The sequence below is a fragment of the Streptomyces sp. NBC_01463 genome (assembly GCA_036227345.1).
Lineage (GTDB): Bacteria > Actinomycetota > Actinomycetes > Streptomycetales > Streptomycetaceae > Streptomyces.
Genome location: CP109468.1, coordinates 300,263 through 319,122, shown reverse-complemented (window position 1 = coordinate 319,122; position 18,860 = coordinate 300,263). Strand labels below are relative to the sequence as shown.

At 71.2% G+C, this 18,860-nt stretch carries 16 protein-coding genes; 12 read left to right on the top strand and 4 right to left on the bottom strand.

What is annotated here, in order from left to right; genetic code table 11:
- Window positions 1-89 precede the first annotated feature (89 nt).
- The 6 genes from OG521_01425 to OG521_01400 all read left to right on the top strand — a co-directional run bounded on the left by OG521_01425 (window position 90) and on the right by OG521_01400 (window position 5,835).
- A complete protein-coding gene (locus OG521_01425) occupies window positions 90-338 on the top strand; it encodes a phosphopantetheine-binding protein (protein ID WUW19510.1) in 249 nt (82 codons plus the stop codon).
- Complete coding sequence (locus tag OG521_01420) at window positions 335-1,567, top strand: beta-ketoacyl-[acyl-carrier-protein] synthase family protein (protein ID WUW19509.1); 1,233 nt, start codon at window positions 335-337, stop codon at window positions 1,565-1,567. The genes OG521_01425 and OG521_01420 overlap by 4 nt, the downstream gene beginning before the upstream one ends.
- A 108-nt stretch (window positions 1,568-1,675) precedes the next feature.
- On the top strand, window positions 1,676-2,665 hold the full coding sequence (locus OG521_01415; protein WUW26542.1) for a hypothetical protein: 990 nt from the start codon (window positions 1,676-1,678) through the stop codon (window positions 2,663-2,665).
- 64 nt (window positions 2,666-2,729) lie between these two features.
- The gene (locus OG521_01410) at window positions 2,730-3,560 is read left to right on the top strand and encodes a carboxymuconolactone decarboxylase family protein (GenBank protein ID WUW19508.1); all 831 of its coding nucleotides are present in this window, start codon (window positions 2,730-2,732) and stop codon (window positions 3,558-3,560) included.
- Between the two features lie 55 nt (window positions 3,561-3,615).
- Entirely contained in the window at window positions 3,616-4,836 is a 1,221-nt protein-coding gene (locus OG521_01405) for a cytochrome P450 (GenBank protein WUW19507.1), read from the top strand.
- A 171-nt stretch (window positions 4,837-5,007) separates the two neighbouring features.
- Complete coding sequence (locus OG521_01400) at window positions 5,008-5,835, top strand: sugar nucleotide-binding protein (protein ID WUW19506.1); 828 nt, start codon at window positions 5,008-5,010, stop codon at window positions 5,833-5,835.
- A gap of 212 nt (window positions 5,836-6,047) precedes the next feature.
- Here OG521_01400 and OG521_01395 read toward each other — a convergent pair whose 3' ends face one another.
- The 3 genes from OG521_01395 to OG521_01385 all read right to left on the bottom strand — a co-directional run bounded on the left by OG521_01395 (window position 6,048) and on the right by OG521_01385 (window position 8,874).
- Window positions 6,048-7,580 carry an alpha/beta hydrolase domain-containing protein gene (locus OG521_01395; GenBank protein WUW19505.1) on the bottom strand — a complete coding sequence of 511 codons (1,533 nt, stop codon included), beginning with the start codon at window positions 7,578-7,580 and terminating at the stop codon, window positions 6,048-6,050.
- Between the two features lie 278 nt (window positions 7,581-7,858).
- The gene (locus OG521_01390) at window positions 7,859-8,293 is read right to left on the bottom strand and encodes a hypothetical protein (protein ID WUW19504.1); all 435 of its coding nucleotides are present in this window, start codon (window positions 8,291-8,293) and stop codon (window positions 7,859-7,861) included.
- Window positions 8,290-8,874, bottom strand: a complete 585-nt coding sequence (locus tag OG521_01385) for a hypothetical protein (GenBank protein WUW19503.1) — start codon at window positions 8,872-8,874, stop codon at window positions 8,290-8,292. Before OG521_01385 ends, OG521_01390 begins: the two co-directional genes overlap by 4 nt.
- Before the next feature lie 268 nt (window positions 8,875-9,142).
- On the opposite strand from OG521_01385, the gene OG521_01380 reads away from it, so the two are divergent.
- From OG521_01380 to OG521_01355, 6 genes are all read left to right on the top strand, one after another.
- The gene (locus OG521_01380; GenBank protein ID WUW19502.1) at window positions 9,143-10,426 is read left to right on the top strand and encodes an ABC transporter substrate-binding protein; all 1,284 of its coding nucleotides are present in this window, start codon (window positions 9,143-9,145) and stop codon (window positions 10,424-10,426) included.
- 32 nt (window positions 10,427-10,458) lie between these two features.
- A complete protein-coding gene (locus OG521_01375; GenBank protein ID WUW19501.1) occupies window positions 10,459-11,400 on the top strand; it encodes a sugar ABC transporter permease in 942 nt (313 codons plus the stop codon).
- A gap of 13 nt (window positions 11,401-11,413) precedes the next feature.
- Window positions 11,414-12,241 (top strand): carbohydrate ABC transporter permease, encoded by an 828-nt coding sequence (locus OG521_01370; GenBank protein ID WUW19500.1) that lies wholly within the window; start codon window positions 11,414-11,416, stop codon window positions 12,239-12,241.
- Window positions 12,242-12,339: 98 nt separating this feature from the next.
- On the top strand, window positions 12,340-13,341 hold the full coding sequence (locus OG521_01365) for a LacI family transcriptional regulator (protein WUW26541.1): 1,002 nt from the start codon (window positions 12,340-12,342) through the stop codon (window positions 13,339-13,341).
- Between the two features lie 139 nt (window positions 13,342-13,480).
- Window positions 13,481-15,415 (top strand): cellulase family glycosylhydrolase, encoded by a 1,935-nt coding sequence (locus OG521_01360; GenBank protein WUW19499.1) that lies wholly within the window; start codon window positions 13,481-13,483, stop codon window positions 15,413-15,415.
- Window positions 15,416-15,482: 67 nt separating this feature from the next.
- Window positions 15,483-17,819, top strand: a complete 2,337-nt coding sequence (locus OG521_01355; protein WUW19498.1) for a glycoside hydrolase family 3 C-terminal domain-containing protein — start codon at window positions 15,483-15,485, stop codon at window positions 17,817-17,819.
- 80 nt (window positions 17,820-17,899) lie between these two features.
- On the opposite strand, the gene OG521_01350 is transcribed toward OG521_01355, so the two are convergent.
- Window positions 17,900-18,835 (bottom strand): SDR family oxidoreductase, encoded by a 936-nt coding sequence (locus OG521_01350; GenBank protein WUW19497.1) that lies wholly within the window; start codon window positions 18,833-18,835, stop codon window positions 17,900-17,902.
- Window positions 18,836-18,860 lie beyond the last annotated feature (25 nt).

The following is an 18,860-nucleotide window of genomic DNA, read 5'->3' as shown; positions in this document are numbered from 1 at the left end:
TCGCGCCCTGGCCGGACGAACCCCCAGCACTCCTCCCCCTCATTTCTCCCCCCATTCCCAGCACCTCTCACCAAGCGAAGGCCACACTCATGTCTCCTGTCGACACCGCCGTCAACTCGGTCCTGACCGGCAAGTTCGAGGTCGTTCCGGACTCGATCCACCCCGAATCCACTCTGGAGAGCCTCGACCTGGACTCGCTCTCCCTGGCCGAACTCGCCCTCGCACTCCAGGAGGAACTGGGCGTCAAGGTCGAGGAGCACGAGGCGACCAAGACCACCACGGTCGCCGAACTCATCTCGACCCTGGTCGCCAAGCGCGTCGCGGCAGGGGCACTGTGACGGCTGGCAGCCGTGCGGTCGCCGTCACCGGTCTGGGGATGATCACCCCGGCCGGTGTCGGCCGCGAGGCGACCTGGCAGGGTGTGCTGCGCGGTGAGTCCACGGCGGCCCGGGACTCCCAGCTCAAGGAATTCCCCACCGACTTCTCCTGCCGGATCCCTCCCATGCGCGCCGGCGAGGGGCGCATCGGCGGCGGCAAGGCATGGAGGATGGCCCGCTTCAGTCAGCTGGCCGTGCTCGCCGCACGCGAGGCCGTCGCCGACGCCGGCCTGGACCCGAAGAGCTGGGACGGCACCCGGGTGGCCGTGGTGATCGGCTCCGGGCTCGCGGGCGCCGCCCACCTGGAGGAACAGACGGCTCGCCTGCTGCAGGCCGGGCCGGATCTTGTGTCGCCGGTGCTGATCCCCATGCTCATCTCCAACATGGCAGCGGGCGAAGTGCTCCTGGACCTGGGCGCTCGCGGGCCCTCGCTCGCCACCGAGACCGCGTGCGCGTCAGGGGCGAGCGCCCTGGCCGTGGCCCGCGACCTGCTGCTGTCCGGCGCCTGCGACATCGCGGTCGCCGGCGGCACCGAAGCAGCCGTCAGCCCCGTGGTCACCACCGGCTTCCAGCGGATGGGCGCCCTCTCGTCTCGTACCGGCGACCCGGCGGCGGCCTCGCGTCCGTTCGCGGCCGACCGGGACGGATTCGTCATCTCGGAAGGTGCCGCGATCCTGGTCCTGGAGCGGGTCGCCGACGCTCGGGCCCGCGGCAGGAGCGGATACGCGCAGTTGGCGGGAGCCGGGCTGAGCTCGGACGCCCACCACCCCACGGCACCCGCGCCCGGTGGAACAGTGGCCGAGACCGCGCTGCGCAACGCCGTCGCCGAAGCCGGCCTCAGCCCGTCGGACATCGACCACGTCAACGCCCACGGCACCTCCACGCCACTGAACGACAGCATGGAGGCGGAGCTCATCGACCGCGTGCTGCCGCACCGCCCCAGCATCACCGCCGCCAAGGGCGTGCTGGGACACAGCCTCGGGGCGGCCGGAGCCATCGAGGCGGCGCTCACGGCGCTGACCATCCACCGTTCCACGGTCCCGCCGATCGCCAACCTCACCCCGAAGACCCTGGCCTTCCCCCTGCGGTGCGTGATGGGGGAGCCGCGCCAGGAGACCGTACGCGCCGCCGCAAGCCACTCCTTCGGCTTCGGCGGGCACAACGTGGTCCTGGTCCTGCGCTCGGCCTGATCTCCGCACCGCGTACCCGCAACGACCCGCGCGGCAGGGCGCCCCGCCCTGCCGCCCGCTCCCGCCTGCCCACGGCGCCGTTCCGCAGAGAGTCCGCATCCCTTGACCGTGTACAGCTCCCTCGCCCACGCGAGCGTCCACGTCCCGCCCGGCCGCCAGACGGTCGCCGAGACCGAGGACCGCTTCCGCGCACACAACCCCGGCATCGCGATGTCCCCCGGCGTCCTACGGCACATGTACGGCCTCGTCGAGCGCACCGTGGCCCCCGCCGAAGAGCAGCCGTCCGACCTCGCGGCACATGCCGTACGTACCCTCCTCGACCAGCACGGCACCGACCCCCTCGACATCGACCTGCTGCTGTTCGCGGGCATCCTCGCCGATATGGAGGAGCCGGCGACGGCACACGTCGTCGCGGACAAACTCGGCCTGCGATGCCCGGTGTTCGACCTCAAGAACGCCTGCAACGGAGTGCTCAACGCCCTGGAGGTCGCCGACGCGTTCATCCGGTCCGGCCAGTACCGCCGGATCCTGGTCACCACCGCGGAGGTCAGTACCCGGGAGAGCCGGTGGAGCGTCCGGAGTGCCGACGACGTGCTGCGCGCCCTGCCGAGCCTGAGTACGGGGGACATGGGGTCGGCCGTACTGGTCGAGGCCCGGGACCGGCCCGGCATCCTCGGTTCCCGCTTCTTCGCCAACTCCTGGGGCTGGCGGGCGGCCACCCTCCCGAACCCCTACGCCAACCACCGCACCCTCGGACAGCTGCGCATCGACTCCGCCGAACTCGTCGCCTCCTTCGAGGGGATGCCCGAGAAGGTACGCCGTGCGATGCACGACATCGGAGTCAAGAGCGGCGACCTGGATCTCGTCTGCATCCACCAGCCCTCCGTCGCCTTCACCAAGATCGCCTGCGACTGGGTCGGGGTGGACCCGTCCCGGATCCTGGCGACGTTCCCCACTCACGGCAACGTCGCCACGAACACCATTCCGCTCCAACTGGCCCTGGCCCTGGACGAGGACCGGCTGCACCGGGGCGATCTGGTGGGCCTGTTCGGCTTCGCGAGCGGCGCGAGCGCAGGCGTCGTCATCTGCGAGTGGTGACCCCCCCCACACTTCGCCCCGTTTCCACGTTCCCTCCCTTCCTCCTGCCTGTACGGAGCCAGCGATGCCCCCCTCTGCCACCGCCCCGCCGCACGGCGCCCCCGTCCCTCCGGCCCGGCCCGGTCCCGGCGGGCCGCGGCTCGTCCCCCTCACACCGGACGAGTGGCCGCCATCGCTGCGTACGGTGCTCGACTCCTCCCGCAAGGACGGACCGGGCAGGAACAACCTGTTCGGCACGCTCGCCCACCATCTGCCGCTCGCCGAGGCCTGGTTGGCGCTCGCGCGGGTGCTCACCCATGACGGCACGCTCGGCGCGCGGGACCGGGAACTCGTCGTCCTGCGCACCGCACACCTGCTGGGCTGCGACTTCGTCCACGCCCGGCACATCGGACAGGCCCGGCTGGCCGGACTGGACACGGCCGAGACGACGGCAACCGCCCTCCCACTCGACGCGCATCCCTGGGCGCCCGACGACCTCGCCCTGCTGCGGACCACCGACGCGCTCGCCGCCCACGCCGACGTACCGGACGCCGTCTGGCAGCAGCTCACCGAACGGATGCGACCCGACCAGCTGGTCGAACTCCTCGTGCTGGCAGGTCAGTCGGCGATGATGTGCATGACCCTGCGCACCCTGCGTACACCGGCTGACGCGCCTTCCGGGCAGCCGGAGGCGACGGGCCGGGAAGTGTTCGAGGTCCGTATCGAACGGGACCTGTGCTGCAGTTCCGGCCAGTGCGTCAGCACGGCCCCCGAGTCGTTCGAGCAGAGCGACGTGGACGGGCTGGTCACACTCCGCCCCGACCACCTCACCCGGTCCCGGCCCGCAGACCTCCAACTGGCCGCGGAACTCTGCCCCAGCGGCGCGATCACCCTCACCACCGTCCAGCAGCAGTAGCGCTACTCACACTCCAGTCACACTCGCAGCAGAAGAACCGGAAGGCAGTCCGCGCATGTCCCTGACCAGTCCCGCACCCAGCTCCGTCCTCGCCCTCCCGGCGCAGTACGGCGACTGCCCGTACGGTCCGCCTCCGGCGTACGTGCAGGCCTCCCGGGCATCCTCGGTGACGCGCTCCGTGCTGCCTGACGGTTCCAAGTGCTGGCTCGTCACCGGTTATCAGGAGGTGCGTGCCGCCTTGGCCGACGCGCGCTTCAGCGCCGACGCCCGTACCCCCGGTTTCCCCTTCCTCTCCCCGGGGCAGCGCCATCTGGCCACCGCCAAGCCGAGCTTCATCCGGATGGACGACCCCGAACACGCCCGCCTTCGGCGCATGGTCACCAAGGACTTCCTCGTCAAACGTATCGACGCCCTGCGCCCCGCCATCCAGGAGATCGTGGACGCTGCCGTCGACCGGATGCAGGCCAAGGGCGCACCCGCCGACCTGGTCGGTGACTTCGCACTGCCCGTGCCGTCGCTCGTCATCTGCCACATGTTGGGGGTGCCGTACGAGGACCATGAGCTCTTCCAGTCGCTGAGCAGGACACTCCTGGACAACACGACGGGCCAGGACCGGGTCACCGAAGCCCATCAGGACCTGATGGCGTATCTGACGCAGCTGGCCACCAGCAAGCAGGCGCAGCCGGGCGACGACATCCTCAGCCGGCTGGTCGCACGCGACGACCTGACCCCGCAGGAGACCGCGTCGCTGGGCTTCCTGCTGTTGGTCACCGGCCACGAGAGCACCGCCAACATGACAGCCGTCAGCACCCTGGCGCTGCTGCGTCGCCCCGATCAGACGGCTCTGTTGCGGGAGCGGCCGGAGCTCGTCCCCGGCGCGGTCGAGGAGTTGCTGAGGCAGCAGACCATCATTCACCTCGGCCTCGCCCGAGTCGCCAAGGAGAGCGTGGAGGTCTCGGGGACGACCATCGCCGCCGGCGACGGGGTGATCTTCATGCTGTCCACGGCCAACCTGGACGAGGACCTGTTCACGTCGGAGACCGGCGCCTGCCCCACGGAGCTGGACGTGACCCGGGACGCACGGCGCCATCTCTCCTTCGGCTTCGGCATCCACCAGTGCCTTGGCCAGGCGCTGGCCCGGGCCGAACTGCAGATCATCCTGGAGACCCTGCTGCGCCGCATGCCCGCTCTGCGGCTCGCGGTGCCGGAGGAGGACCTGGACTTCTCCACCGAGAGCATCGTGTACGGACTGAGGTCGTTGCCCGTGGCGTGGTGAGCGTGGCACCCATGATCCCGGTTCGCGGGGGAGCGGACATCGGTGCTGCGTGTCGGAAGCTCCGATGTGCCGACGCGGTGGGCTACTCACCCCGTCGGCGGTAGCACGACGGGGTGATGGTCGCAGGACGCACTGGTGATCGTTTCGGTGACAGCACTAGAGTGACGCGTCGTGACGGTCCTGGTCGTTGGTGGTTCCGGATTCTTGGGTGCTGAGCTGCTCCGGCAAGCGGTCGCGGCCGGGCACCCCACGGCCGCGACCTACGCGACCAGACCCGGAAGCGCCCAAGGTGTCGCCTGGTACGACCTCGACCTGCGGGATCCCGGACGTGTCGAAGCGGTCGTGGCCGATGTCGGCCCTCGCGTCATAGTCAACGCGTCGAGCGGCGAGGCGGACTGGGCGGTCACGGCCGAGGGCCCTGTCCGGCTGGCGATGGCGGCGGCAAGGTCGGGCAGCCGTCTGATCCACGTCTCGAGCGATGCCGTGTTCTCCGGCGCCCGCGTCCACTACGGGGAGTCCTGTCTGCCCGATCCCGTGTCCCCGTACGGGGCGGCGAAGGCAGCGGCGGAGACAGGCGTTCTCCTCGTACATCCTGATGCTGTGATCGCGCGTACCTCGCTGATCATTGGCGACGGTCAGTCGAAGCACGAACGGGTGGTGCACGAACTCGTCGCCGGGACGCGCGACGGTGTGTTGTTCACCGACGACATCCGGTGCCCGGTGCACGTGGCCGACCTCGCCGCAGCTCTTATGGAACTCGCGTCGGGTGACGCCAGCGGTGTCCGTCATCTCGGCGGGAGCGAGGCTCTGAGCCGTCATGATCTCGGCGTCCTCATAGCCGGACGCGACGGACTCGACGCCTCCCGACTGCGCAGGGGGCGCCGTGCCGACGCAGCGCTTCCCGGGGCTCTCGACGTACGCCTCGACAGCCGTGCGACCCAGCGCAAGCTGCGCACCAGACTGCGCGGCGCCCACCAGTTCCTGACCCCAGAGGTGTGATCGCGCCCGCACGAACCGGCTCGAAGCGTACGGGCTGCGTCCACATGCACGGCCTGAGCGCCGCAGCCGCCGGCGGGCTTTGCCTCGCCGCAGTCCGCGAGGGCGGCGTCAGACGGTGCATCGGCCGTTCACGGTGCACGGTCCGCCGACCGCTGCCCCGAGCCGTAGTGGTGCCGCGCTGCGGGGTAGCGGCCGGCCGGACCGTGGCGGGGTCAGCCGCCGATTCCTGAGTCCTGCGCGGCGGCAATGATCGACGTCGCGTCCTCCGGCAGCAGGAAGCCCGCATCGACGGACGACTGCGCGGCCGTACGTACCTTGCCCACGTAGTCGGCATGGGTCGGGTAGAGGCGGCTGAGTACCGGCTCCGCCGTGGCAGGGAAGAGCGGGTCGGACGGGTCGCCGTCGTCGTGGCGGTCCCACGCGTCGGCGTCGCCGTTCCACGGATCGCGGGCGCCGTACAGGCCGCAGAAGACACCGCTGCCACTGGTGTCGCGCGCACCGGTGAGCGTACGCGTGGGCACTGTGACGTCGGGCAGGCGGACACCGCCGGTGGCCAGGCCGGTTGCCGGGTCACGCAGGACGGTGCTCAGTGACCGTCCGCTCGGGGGACGCGCACCGCCCCGCGCCCAGACGCCCAGGTGCCGCAGCGCGGAGTTCATCGCCCAGTGACCGGGCCCGTCGTTGAAGGGAGCGGAACCGGCGGCGCAGTCCGGCGACGGCGCGGCCGTACCCGCCGACTTCGTCACGGTTGCGTCGCCGAGGTCGTACGCCCACTGGTCGCCGTGCGCGGTGCCGGCCAGCTCCCAGTGCACGACGCTGCCGGTGTCCGGCTGCCGTGCGGTCGCGGCGCCCGGCACGTCGGTCTCGGTGAGCACGACGAACGTCGGCGCAGTCAGGTCGGTCCTGATCCGGGACGGGTTCGGCATCAGCAGGGTGTCGGCGAGCACGCCGCTGATGGGCGAGGCGATCGCACTGTTGCTGTGCACCATGAAACCGTCGTAGACCTTGGACACCGGCTGGACGGCGTTGACGTACGTGGTCATGAAGCCCGCCGACTGCGACTCGCCGTCGGCGAGCAGGGTCCGGACCGGTAGGCCGCCGAGGGGGTCCGGCCCGTCCGGGGTGCGCAGCGCCTGGCCTGCCTGGGAGAAGATGTCGTAGGCGAACGCGTCACCGGGGTGGACCAGACTGCCGTACCTGGCCGGGTCCCAGCCCTTGAGACCCTTGATCTCGCCCAGCCCGCCGTTGACCCCGACGGCCTGTGCCGAGACGCCGACCCAGGCATACCCCTCGCGCAGCAGTTCGTCCCGTTCGAACCAGTAGTCCGGGGAGAGTTCGAGCTGGCCGCTGACGTTGAGCCACTCCACGACCACCGTGCCGTTGAACTTCGCCGGATCGGTGGGCCGGCGCACGAGCAGGCGGCTCTTGTAGGCGGCGGTGCCGGACGTCCGGACGTTCCACCGGCCGTCGGATGTCCACAGGCCGGACTTCGCGTATGACGTCGCGGTGCCCGAGAAGAAGTACTCGCTCTCGGTGTAGCCGAACGAGCCGAGGTCCTCCGCGGCGGCGAGGAACGGGAAACCGTGGCTGCCGGCGGGCGGGACGGTCACCGTGGGGGCCACGGCTGCGGCGGGGGAAGCCGCGGCCGGGGCGGTCAGCGGGGTGGCGAGGAGGGCACCGCAGAGCAGTACCCCCAGTGCGGTGGCGGCGACGGGCCGCCTGGATAAGCGGGAAAGCATGCGCATGGATTGCCTCCGTGAATGCGTGTCCCAACGCGTTGACTTGTTGAGACCGCAGTTTCTACGGATGGCGGCGAGCTGCCATCGGTGAATCCACCGGTGTCCCAGGAGCGGTGACCCGTGACCGTCCTTCGGCGTTGACCGCCTCGAAGCCGCGGTCGGTGCCGCCGCAGCCGCCGCGGCTCCGAGGCCGGCCGGGCGTGCCCTCTTGCCGTGTCCGCAGGCAGCCGCCTCCGCCTCTGGACCCGTTCAGGGATCCGGCGCGCTCCGCACTGTGGTGGTGCCTACGCGGCGCGGTCACTTCTCAGGGCCTGGATCAGCCAGGGGTGCACCGGGATCAGGTTCGATACCACCTGCCAGCCGTTGACGATCCGGACCAACCGCCAGTACTGGTCCGCCCCGGGATCGTGCGCTTCTTCGAACTGCCGGGCCATCCAGTCCCGGAACTCCGTGCCGGGGGTGCACGCGAACACCTCGGCGAAGCGTTGCACGAGGTCGTCGACGACGGGGGCGGACTCATCGCCGACCGGGGCGATGCCCGACTCCATCGCCTCGGCCACCTTCTGTCGGGTGAGCTCCATGAGGGCCTCGCCGGCCTTGCTCTCGATGTCGGGCGTGCGCCCGGCGGCCTGGCACATGGCCCTCCGGCGCAACCGGGTCCGGAAGTCCTCGTCGCCGATCGGACTGACCAGTCCTCCGGCTCCGGTGGGTGCGCTCACTCCCGTGATCCGGGCGCCAGGCTCTCGGCCGGATCCTCCCTCATGAAATCCGCCACCAACTCGGCGGGATTGGCGGCCGACGTCAGCTCGAACATCGCGTCCGGTTCGAACATGTCGTAGAGGATGACCGGCGTCGGGCGTCCCAACGCCTCCACGATGCGGCCGCTCAGGTGGAGGCGGCGGGCCGCCCCGACGCAGACCTCGTGGAACCATTCGATCAGCAGGTCGTCGCGGCCGTCCGGCTCCTCGTCGTCCTCGTACCGGAGCCCCCGGGACTCGGCCTCCTGCCGGTGCGCCTCCGCGCCCTCCGGATCACGCCCGACGGCCCGGACGCCTTCGAGCCCCGTTCCGGGGAAGTACGCGTAGCTCCAGCGCGTCTCCCAGCCGTCCGACGCCTGCTGCGCCTGCTGTGCCGACCTCGCGGCGTCGGCCTCCGTCGTGTAACCGATGGCCACGTACGGGAGCCGGGGATCCTGGTCGACGCTGTCGATCCGGAACGTCACGGCGTAGATGCCGGCGTCGGCCGGAAACTCTCCGACCACCTCGTCGGCAACCCGTTCCACGTACTCAGCAAATGACATGTGCACCTCCTGGATCGGCTCAAGGATGCCAGGCGGTCCGGCGCGGGCGGCTGTCGGTGTCCGCTCAGGGTTGGACGGGGACGGGGGAGCACCGCGCCGCCCGTGATCAGATCCTGCCCCAAGGTGGCCGGTCAGTTGCCGAGATGTCCGTATTTTCGTCATGTGCAACCGGGGGTTGACCGTTCCGGCAAGTGGCTCTAGGTTTCTCGCAGCCCACTGGTACATCGATTAACCACAAGGTTAACGTCCTGGTTGGAGACATCCCGCTGTGCGCTCATCCCTGAGCCGGCGCGGTTTCCTCGCTGCAGGCTCCGGCCTCGCCGCCGCTACCGCTCTGTCCGGCTGCTCCACACTCGCCTCGGCCGATTCCGACCCCGGCACCCTGACCGTGCACACCCAACTCGGTACCACCGCGCCCGGTTCTCCCACCTACAAGGCAGTCGTCAAGGCGTTCCACGAGGAGAATCCGGACATCCGGATCAAGAACCTCGTCAACGGCGACGACCTGCCCCAGGTGTACGAGACCTCCCGGCTGGCCCGCAAGGAGCCGGACGTGGTCATGGTCAACCTCTACGACAAGACCCTGGCCTGGACCGATGTCGGGGCCACCGTCGACGTGAAGGGCTACCTCGACGACTGGGGGCTCCGCGAGCGCGTGCTGCCCGCCGCCATCGAGGAGTGGACCGACGCCGACGGCAGGCTCCGCGCCTTCCCGTACTTCGCCACCAACTGGCCCGTCGCCTTCAACACCGCCCTGCTCGGGCGGGCCGGCGTCGACTCCGTACCCACCACCGGTGACCAGCTGATCGGGGCCGCGCGCCGGCTGCGGGCCAAGGGCATCGCCCCGGTCACCGTCGGCGGAAACGACTGGACCGGACAGAAGCTGCTGGCCCAGATCATCCAGACGTTCCTCACGCCCGACGAGGCGCGGAAGGTCTACACGAGCGGAGACTTCAGCGGCAGCAGGGGAGCCCGCGAGGGCATCGACTACTTCGTCCAGCTGCGCGACGCCGGTGTCTTCGCCGACAAGGCGCAGGGGCTGACCTCGGACATCATGACCACGCAGTACAACACCGAGGCGGCGGCCATCCAGTCCGCGATGTCGTCGGCGCTGGCGAAGGTCTCACCGAAGGCGGCCGGGCACACGGAGGTCGGTGGCTGGCCGCTGGCCCCCGGCGCGGCGCACAGCAAGCCGACCATCCTGCGCTCGTACACCCTCATCGGGTTCTGGATCAGCCCCAACGGCGTCAAGAAGCTGCCATCGGTCGAGAAGTTCCTGCGCTTCATGTACCGCCCCGAGACGGTCTCGCGCTTCATCACCGAGAGCGGCCGGGACATGGCGCTCGTCACCGACACCGTCAGCAAGGACTTCCCGCTGGTGGCCAAGGCCCAGCAGCTCGGCGACCGGGTCGGCCAGGTACTCCTGCCCGACCTGTACGTCCCCCCGACGGCCACCCAGCCCCTGATCACGGCGACCAGCACCGCCTTCACCCGGGGGACGAGCGCGGCCGCCGTGCGCTCCGCCCTCGAATCCGCCTACCGCACGGCCTGATCCGCGCGCCCGAGCCCTCTGCGAGTCCCTTCATGACGTTGCTCTCGTCCGCCCCGGGCGGCGCCTCGGTCCGCCGGCCGGCCCCGCCCTCACCTCCTCCCGCACGGACCGCACGCCGCAAGCAGTCCGGGGTCGTCCTCGCCGTGCCGGCACTGGTCTGGTACCTCGTCTTCATGGTCGGCCCGCTGGTCGCCATCTTCGTCATCGCGGCCCTGCACTGGCCGGGCATGCTCCAGCCCGTGTCCTTCGCCGGGCTCGACAACGTCCGCACGGTGCTGGACGACCCGGTCTTCTGGGACTCGGTGGGCAACACCGCCACCCAGCTGGTCATCGCCCTTCCCGTGATGATCGTCTGCGCGTACATGCTCGGGTACTACGTCGCGCAGAAGCCGCCGGGCCACCGCGTCCTGCGCTACCTGCTCTTCATCCCCGGCCTGATCTCCACGCCCGCCAAGGCGATGGTCTTCTACGCGGTCCTCTCGCCCGACGGGATGCTCAACGGCGCACTGGACAAGGCCGGTCTGGGTTCGCTCACCGACGCCTGGCTCGCCTCCCCGTCCACCGCCCTCTACTGCCTCATCGTCCTCGACGTGTGGAGCGGCATCGGATTCACCGCCGTGCTCTTCGCCGCCCGGCTCGGCAGCGTGCCGGACGAGATAGGCGAGGCCGCCCAGCTCGACGGCGCCGGCCACTGGCGCGCCATGTGGCGCATCCACTTCCCCGTCATCCGCGACTTCGTCGGCGTCGTGACCATGCTCCAGTTCCTGTGGACGCTGTTCGGCTCCGCGCAGAACGTACTGCTGCTCACGCAGGGCGGCCCCGGAAGCTCGTCGACAACGTTGTCCTTCCTCGTCTACCAGAAGGCGTTCATCGCGGCCGACCTCGGCTACAGCCAGACGGTCGGCGTGGTCCTGTTCCTGGTCGGTCTGGCCGGGCTGCTGACGATCCGTCGCGTCTTCCGCCAGAACTACTGATCGGAGCGGTTCCATGAAGTTCGGAAGGTCCTGGCTGCCGGCCCACATCCTCGCGTGGCTGTACGCGGCGCTGCTGGTGGTGCCCCTCTACTACCTGCTGGTCTCGGCGTTCAAGACGAACGACCAGATCTTCGGAAGTCCCTTCTCCCTGCCCACCTCGTTCTCCCCGCACAACTTCGGGGAGGCGTTCTCCTCCGCGGACCTCGGGCCGGCCGTCGTCAACTCGGTGCTCGTCACCGCGCTGGCACTGGCGCTCACCCTGGCCCTGGCCATTCCGGCGGCCTTCGCGATCGCCCGTACCGAGGGACGCCTCGGCGCCTTCGTGGAGCGGGTGTTCTCCCTGGGGTTCCTGGTCCCCACGTTCGCCGCGCTCTTCCCCACGTTCCTGCTGGCCGCGGCGACCGGACTCTTCCACACCCGCACCTTCATGGTCCTCTTCCTGCCGGCCACGGCGATGCCGCTGTCCGTCGTGATCCTCGTCCAGTTCATGCGGACGATCCCGCGCGAGATGGAAGAGGCGGCGCGGATGGACGGGGCGTCCACCTTCGCCGTCCTGCGGCACATCTACACCCCGATGTGCATGCCCGGGATCGCCACGATCCTCCTCCTGAACTTCCTGACGTTCTGGAACGAGTACCTGTACTCCCTCGTCATCATCGGCCCCGACCCCGAACAGCGCACCGTGCAGGTGGCGCTGCCCACCCTCAAGTCCCTGACCGGCACCGACTACGGCATCCTGACCGCGGGCACGGTCCTGACACTGGTTCCCGTCTGGGTGGTGTACACCGTGCTCCAGAAGCGCATGCAACAGGCACTCGTCAGCGGGGCGGTGAAGATGTGAAGGAACGTCTCAAGGGGCGCACCCAGGAATCGGACGGCACGGCGGGCACACCGCCGGGGCAGCCGGCCCAGACCACCGGCCGGCCCACGATCAAGGCGGTGGCCGCAGCGGCCGGGGTCTCCACCGCCGCGGTCTCCCAGGCCGTCAACGGCACCGGCCGGATCTCCGAGGCCACCCGCCGCCGGGTCCTCGCGGCGGCCGCCGAACTGGGCTGGTCGCCCAGCGCGTCCGCGTCGGCCCTGCGCCGGGCCCGGACCCGCACGATCGCGCTCGTCGTCAGACGCCCCACGGACGTGCTCGGCGCCGACCCGCACTTCAGCGAACTGATCACCGGCCTGGAGGGCGAACTCGCCCCCCGGGGCTACGGTCTCCTGCTCCACCTGGTCGCCGACATCGCCCAGGAGAACGCCCTGTACGAACGGCTGGTCGCGGAGGGCCGCATAGACGGAGCCGTACTGACCGACGCGCGCGCCGACGACCCGCGCCCGCACCTGCTGCGGGACCTCGGACTGCCCGCCGTCCTGCTGGGCGCACCCGACCCCGAATCACCCGTGCCCGGTGTGGGGCTCGGTCAGCAGGACGCCGGTGTCCGAGAGGCCGTCGCCCACCTGCTGGAACTCGGCCACCGGCGGTTCGCGTACGTCGCGGGCCCGGCCGAACTGGTGCACACCCGGCTGCGCCGCGCCGCCTTCGAGGATGCGCTTGCCGTGGCCGGGCTGAGTCCCGTGGCCGTCCGGCACACCGATTTCACCGAACAGGCGGCCGTCGCCGTGACCGAGGAACTGCTCGCCCTGCCCGGCCGGCCGACCGCGCTGGTCTTCCCCAACGACTCCATGGCCGTCATCGGCATCGGCACGGCCCAGCGCCGCGGACTCCGGGTGCCGCAGGACGTGTCGGTGGTCGGTTACGACAACCTGCCGCTCGGCCGCTGGCTCCACCCCCGTCTGACCACCGTGGACCAGCAGGTGCAACGGGTCGGTGCGGCCGCCGCCCGTGAACTGCTCCTCCGCTGCGGCGAGGACGTGCCGGCACCTGTCCTCGACGGACGCCCCAGCCTGGTCGTCCGGGAGTCGACGGGCCCGTCTCCCGCCGGGTCGTGAAACGTGAGCTCCCCAGACCGCCCCGCCCGCGGCCCGCCCCTCAGGCCCCGCTCCGCCCCGCGGCTCCCGGCCCGCCCCACCGGCCGTTCTCCCGCCGCACCGATCCACCCCCGCACATCGAAGAGGTCAGGACCCGACCATGCGACGCCACAGCGCCCAGCTCACCCACGACTCCGCCGTTCTTCCCTGGCTCGGCGCCAACTTCTGGTCCCGCACCGGCGGTCCGCTCATGTGGCGGAACTACGACCCGAAGACCGTCCGCGAGGAACTGGCCGTCCTGCGCGACCACGGACTGAACATGACCCGCTCCTTCTTCTACTGGCCCGACTTCCACCCGGAGCCCGGCCGGATCGACGAGGAGCTGTGCGAGCGGTTCCGCGACTTCCTGGACGCCCACACCGAGGCGGGGATGGGGACGGTCCCCACCTTCATCGTCGGCCACATGTCGGGCGAGAACTGGGACCCGGCCTGGCGGGGCGACCGCGACCTGTACGAGGACGTGTGGCTCGTCGGGCGTCAGGCCTGGTTCGTCTCCCAGATGACCCGCCGCTTCAAGGACCACCCCGCGGTCACCGGCTGGCTCATCACCAACGAGATGCCGGGCTACGGCCGGATCTACCAGGTCGACCCGCCCTCCAGCGACGTCGTCACCGCCTGGGCGCAGTTCATGTGCGACGCGGTCCGGGCGGCGGGCGGCACCCAGCCCGTCTCGCTCGGCGACGGCGCCTGGGGCATCGAGGTCACCGGCCGCGACAACGGATTCTCGCTGCGGGACACCGCCGAGTACGTGGACTTCGTCGGGCCGCACGTCTACCGCTCCGACACGGACCGGCCGCGCCAGCACTACCGTGCCGCGTTCGAGTGCGAACTCGCCGCGGTGACCGGCCAGCCCGTGGTGCTGGAGGAGTTCGGCCTGTCCACCGACACGGTCTCCGCCGCGAACGCCGGAGTGTTCTACCGCCAGACCCTGCACAACTCGCTGCTCGGCGGCGCCACCGGCTGGATCGCCTGGAACAACACGGACTACGACGACCTGTGGGAGCAGTCGCCGTACGATCACCACCCCTTCGAGATGCACTTCGGCATCACCGACCACACCGGCCTGCCGAAGGAACCGCTGCGGGAACTCGCCGCCTTCGCCGAGGTCCTGAAGCAGGTCGACTTCGCCCGCTGCCGCCGCACCGACGCCGACGCCGCCCTCGTCGTCCCCGCTTTCCTGGAACGCGGCTACCCCTACAGCCGGCCCGCCGACCGCCCGCTGATCTTCACTTCCCTCCACCAGGCTTACGTGGCCGCGCGCGGCGCGGACCTGCCCGTGGCGTTCGCCAGGGAGGCCGACGGACTGCCCGACGACGCCGCGCTGTACCTGCTGCCCTCGACCCGGCAGCTGACCACCCGCACCCGACGCGCGCTGGAGCGCCGGGCCCGCGAGGGCGCCACGGTCTACCTGTCGTTCTGCTCGGGCGAGCACCCGGCGACACGTGGCCCGTGGTTCCACGATCTGGACGGACTGTTCGGCGTGGAGCTCCAGCTCTCCTACGGTGTCGCGGAACCGATCGAGGACGACGTGCTGGAGATGACGTTCACGGAGGACTTCGGCTCCATAGCCGCAGGTGAGACCCTGACGTTCCCCGTCGCCGGGAACGAGGACAGCCGCGCCTACCTGCCCGTCGTCCCCACCGGCGCGCGCGTCGTCGCGACCGACGCGCACGGCCGCCCGGCGCTGCTCCGCCACGAGACGGGCGAGGGCCGCACGATCCTGGCCACCTACCCGCTGGAGCACATGGCGGCCCGGACCGCGCGGGCCAACCCGGAGCAGACGCACCGGCTGTACGCGGCGCTCGCCGAACTCGCCGGGGCCGCACGGCCGGTGACGGCCGGATCGCCGTACGTCGCCGCCGACACGCTGGTCCGGGAGGACGGCACCCGCTTCGTCTGGCTGGTGAGCCAGTCCGCCGATGAACTGACCGTTCGCCCGTCGGCGGACGGTGAACTGCACGAGCTGACGGGCGGCGACCCGGTGGTGGACGTGGTGATCGCCCCGTACGGGGTGCGCGTCCTCGAACTGCGCTGACAGGCCGCGCGTCCGGCCCGACCGCTTCGCCCGTCCCGCTCAGCCCGCCCCTGAAAGTGAGCCACCGATGTCCCAGCCGCTCTTCCGTGATCCCGCGGCGCCCGTAGCCGACCGGGTGCGTGACCTCCTGTCACGGATGACGCTCACCGAGAAGGTGGGGCAGGTCAACCAGCGGATGTACGGCTGGGACGCGTACGAGCGCGAGGCCTCGGGCCACCGCCTGACCGATGCCTTCCGCGCCGAGGTGGCCGCCTTCGACGGGATGGGCGCGCTCTACGGGCTTCAGCGGGCCGACCCCTGGTCGGGCGTGACCGCGGCCACGGGTATCGGTGCGGTGGACGGCGCGCGTGTCTCCGACGCCGTGCAGCGGCACGTCGTGGAGACCACCCGGCTCGGGATCCCCGTTCTCCTGGTCGAGGAGATGCCGCACGGTCTCCAGGCACTGGACGGCACGCTGCTGCCCGTCAACCTGGCGGTCGGCGCCACCTGGAACCCGGACCTGTACGAGGAAGCCGCGGCGCTCGCCGCCGCGCAGCTGCGGTCACGCGGCGGCCACGTAGCCCTGGTGTCCGCGCTCGACCTGGTGCGCGACCCGCGCTGGGGGCGTGCGGAGGAGTGCTTCGGTGAGGACCCCTACCTCGCGGCGCGGTTCACGGAAGCGCTGGTGCGCGGTGTACAGGGACCGTCCGGAGCGTCCATCGGCCCGGACCGGGCGGCCGTGGTCCTCAAGCACTTCGCCGGGCAGGGCGCCACGATCGGCGGCCGCAACAGCGCGGCCACCGAGCTGGGCGCGCGCGAACTGCACGAGATCCATCTGGAGGCGGCCCTGGCCGGCGTCAGGGCCGGAGCGGCCGGCCTCATGGCCGCGTACAACGAGTTCGACGGCATCCCGTGCGCGGCCAACAGGGAACTGCTCACCGGCATCCTGCGCGAGCGGTGGGGGTTCACCGGACTGGTGATGGCGGACGGGCTGGCGCTCGACCGCCTGGTGCGGCTGGCAGGCGACCCGGTGGCGGCGGGTGCCATGGCCCTGCGCGCGGGCACGGATCTGAGTCTGTGGGACGCCAGTTTCCCCCGCCTGGAGGAGGCCGTGCGGCGCGGCCTCGTGGACGAGGGCACGCTGGACACCGCGGTCGGCAGGGTGCTCGCGCTGAAGTTCCGGCTCGGCCTGTTCGAGAACCCGTACACCGGGGACCGCAGCCCCGCGCCGGGCCCCGAGCAACTGAGCGAGCGCATCGCCCGGGAATCGGTCACCCTGCTCACGCACGACGGCGGGACACTCCCGCTCGGCGAGCGCGCCCGCCGGATCGCGGTCATCGGCCCGAACGCCGACTCCGTGCCGCAGCAGATCGGCGACTACACCGCGCCCCAGCGGCCGGGCACGGGCATCAGCGTCCTCGACGGACTGAAGGCGGCGGCACCCCGGGGCACGGAGATCGTGCACGCCCGGGGGGCCGGTCTCGTGGGCGGCGACCTGTCCGGCCTTCCCGGCGCAGTCGCGCTCGCAGCCGGGGCCGATGTGGCGGTCGTGGTGCTCGGCGGATCGAGCGCCCGAGAGTCGGGAACCCGCTTCGACGCCAACGGGGCAGCGGTCGTCTCCTCGGGCAACCCTGTCGAGATGACATGCGGCGAGGGCGTCGACCTGGCCGAACTCGGCCTCCCACAGGGCCAGTCGGCCCTGCTCGACGCCACCATCGCGACAGGGACACCCGTCGTCGTGGTGCTGGTCCAGGGCCGCCCGCACGCGCTGCCGGACCTCGCCGGCCGGGCAGCCGCGGTGCTGAGCGCCTGGTACCCCGGCCCCTGGGGCGGGCGCGCGGTGGCCGACGTCCTGTTCGGCGCGGCGGACCCCGTGGGGCGGCTGCCCGTCTCGGTGCCGCGCTCGGCGGCGCAGCTTCCCGTCCACTACAACGGGAAGGACCACGGATACCGCGGCTATGTCGACCAGCCCGCGACCGCCCGCCACGTGTTCGGCCACGGGCTGAGCTACACGACGGTCGAGTACGGCACCCCGCGCCTGTCCCGGAGCTCTGTCCCGGTGGCGGAACTCACCCCCGCCGCACCGAACACCACGCATGCCCCACCTCAGCCGCTGGTGTGCACGGTCGGCATCCGCAACACCGGTGCCCGGCCGGTACGGGAGACGGTGCAGCTCTACGTACGCCGGGTCGTCGGGGGCACTTCGTGGCCACGGGTCCGGGAACTGCGCGGCTTCGCCCGGGTCGCTCTCGAACCCGGGGAACGGGCCGAGGTCTCCTTCCCCGTGGAGGCACGGACCCTGGCCTCCGTCACGCGCGACCTGGAGCGGGCCGTGGAGCCGGGCGAATTCGAGGTGGAGACGGGCCCGTCCTCCGACCGGACCCGCGGTGCCCGGCTCACCGTCCTGGCCGACGGGCTCGACTGACCACCGGCGCCGACGCCGCGGCACCGTTCCCGTGCCGTGGAGGAGCGGGGCCGCGGCGTCGGACGGGCGAGCGGTGCCCCTTACCGGTAGGAGGCCGGGTCCACCGGCTCGTCGGTGTTCTCGGACGCGATCAGGAAGGGCCAGCAGTCCGGGCGCGAACCGTCGAGGTCGGTGAAGCCGTACTCCTGCGCGAGTTGACCGCTGGAGAGCGACTCGCCGTTGCGGCGCGCGACGTCGGCGTCGCCGGCCAGCGCTGCCACCGCCCGTCCGACGTAGGCAGGGCTCTCCGAAATGGCGAACAGCGGCACCTTGGCAAGCGCGTCGCGCCAGTTGTCCTCCGCGACGCCGAACGCGTCGAGCATCATCTCGGAGCGAAGCCAGCCCGGAGTCAGCGCCACAGCCGTCCCGCCGTGCTCCTTCAGTTCGTGCGCGAGCACGAACGCCATGCGCAGCACACTGTTCTTGACCAGGTCGTAGAAGTACGAGTTGCGGTAACGCCCGGCGTTGTACGCCGCCGTTCCGTCGGTCATCTCGACCACCAGCCCGCCCGGCCGGCGGATCAGCAGCGGCAGCACGAAGTGACTGGTGATCGCGTGGGTCTCCACGCCCAGCCGGAGCAGGCGCAGCCCCTTGTCCAGATCGTGCTCCCACACCGGTTCGTCGAACGCGAACAGCTTCTCGCCGCCCCAGATGTCGTTGACGAGAACATCGAGCCGGCCCTGCTCGGCGTCGATGCGCGCGGCCAGTGCGCGGACCTCCTCGGGCACCAGGTGATCGGTCGGCACGGCGATGCCGGTTCCGCCCGCGGCGGTGACGCGCTCCGCGGTCTCCTCGATCGTCTCGGGCCGGTCGTACTCCGCGCGCCGCTCCCGCGTCGTGCGCCCGGTGACGTAGACCGTCGCGCCCGCGGCCCCCAACCGGACCGCGATGCCGCGCCCGGCTCCCCGGGTGGCCCCCGCGACGAGCGCGATCTTCCCGTGGAGGTCCGGTGCCGATGTTCGAGGCGTGTTACCCATGGAGTTCCTTGTCTGTCAGAGCTTG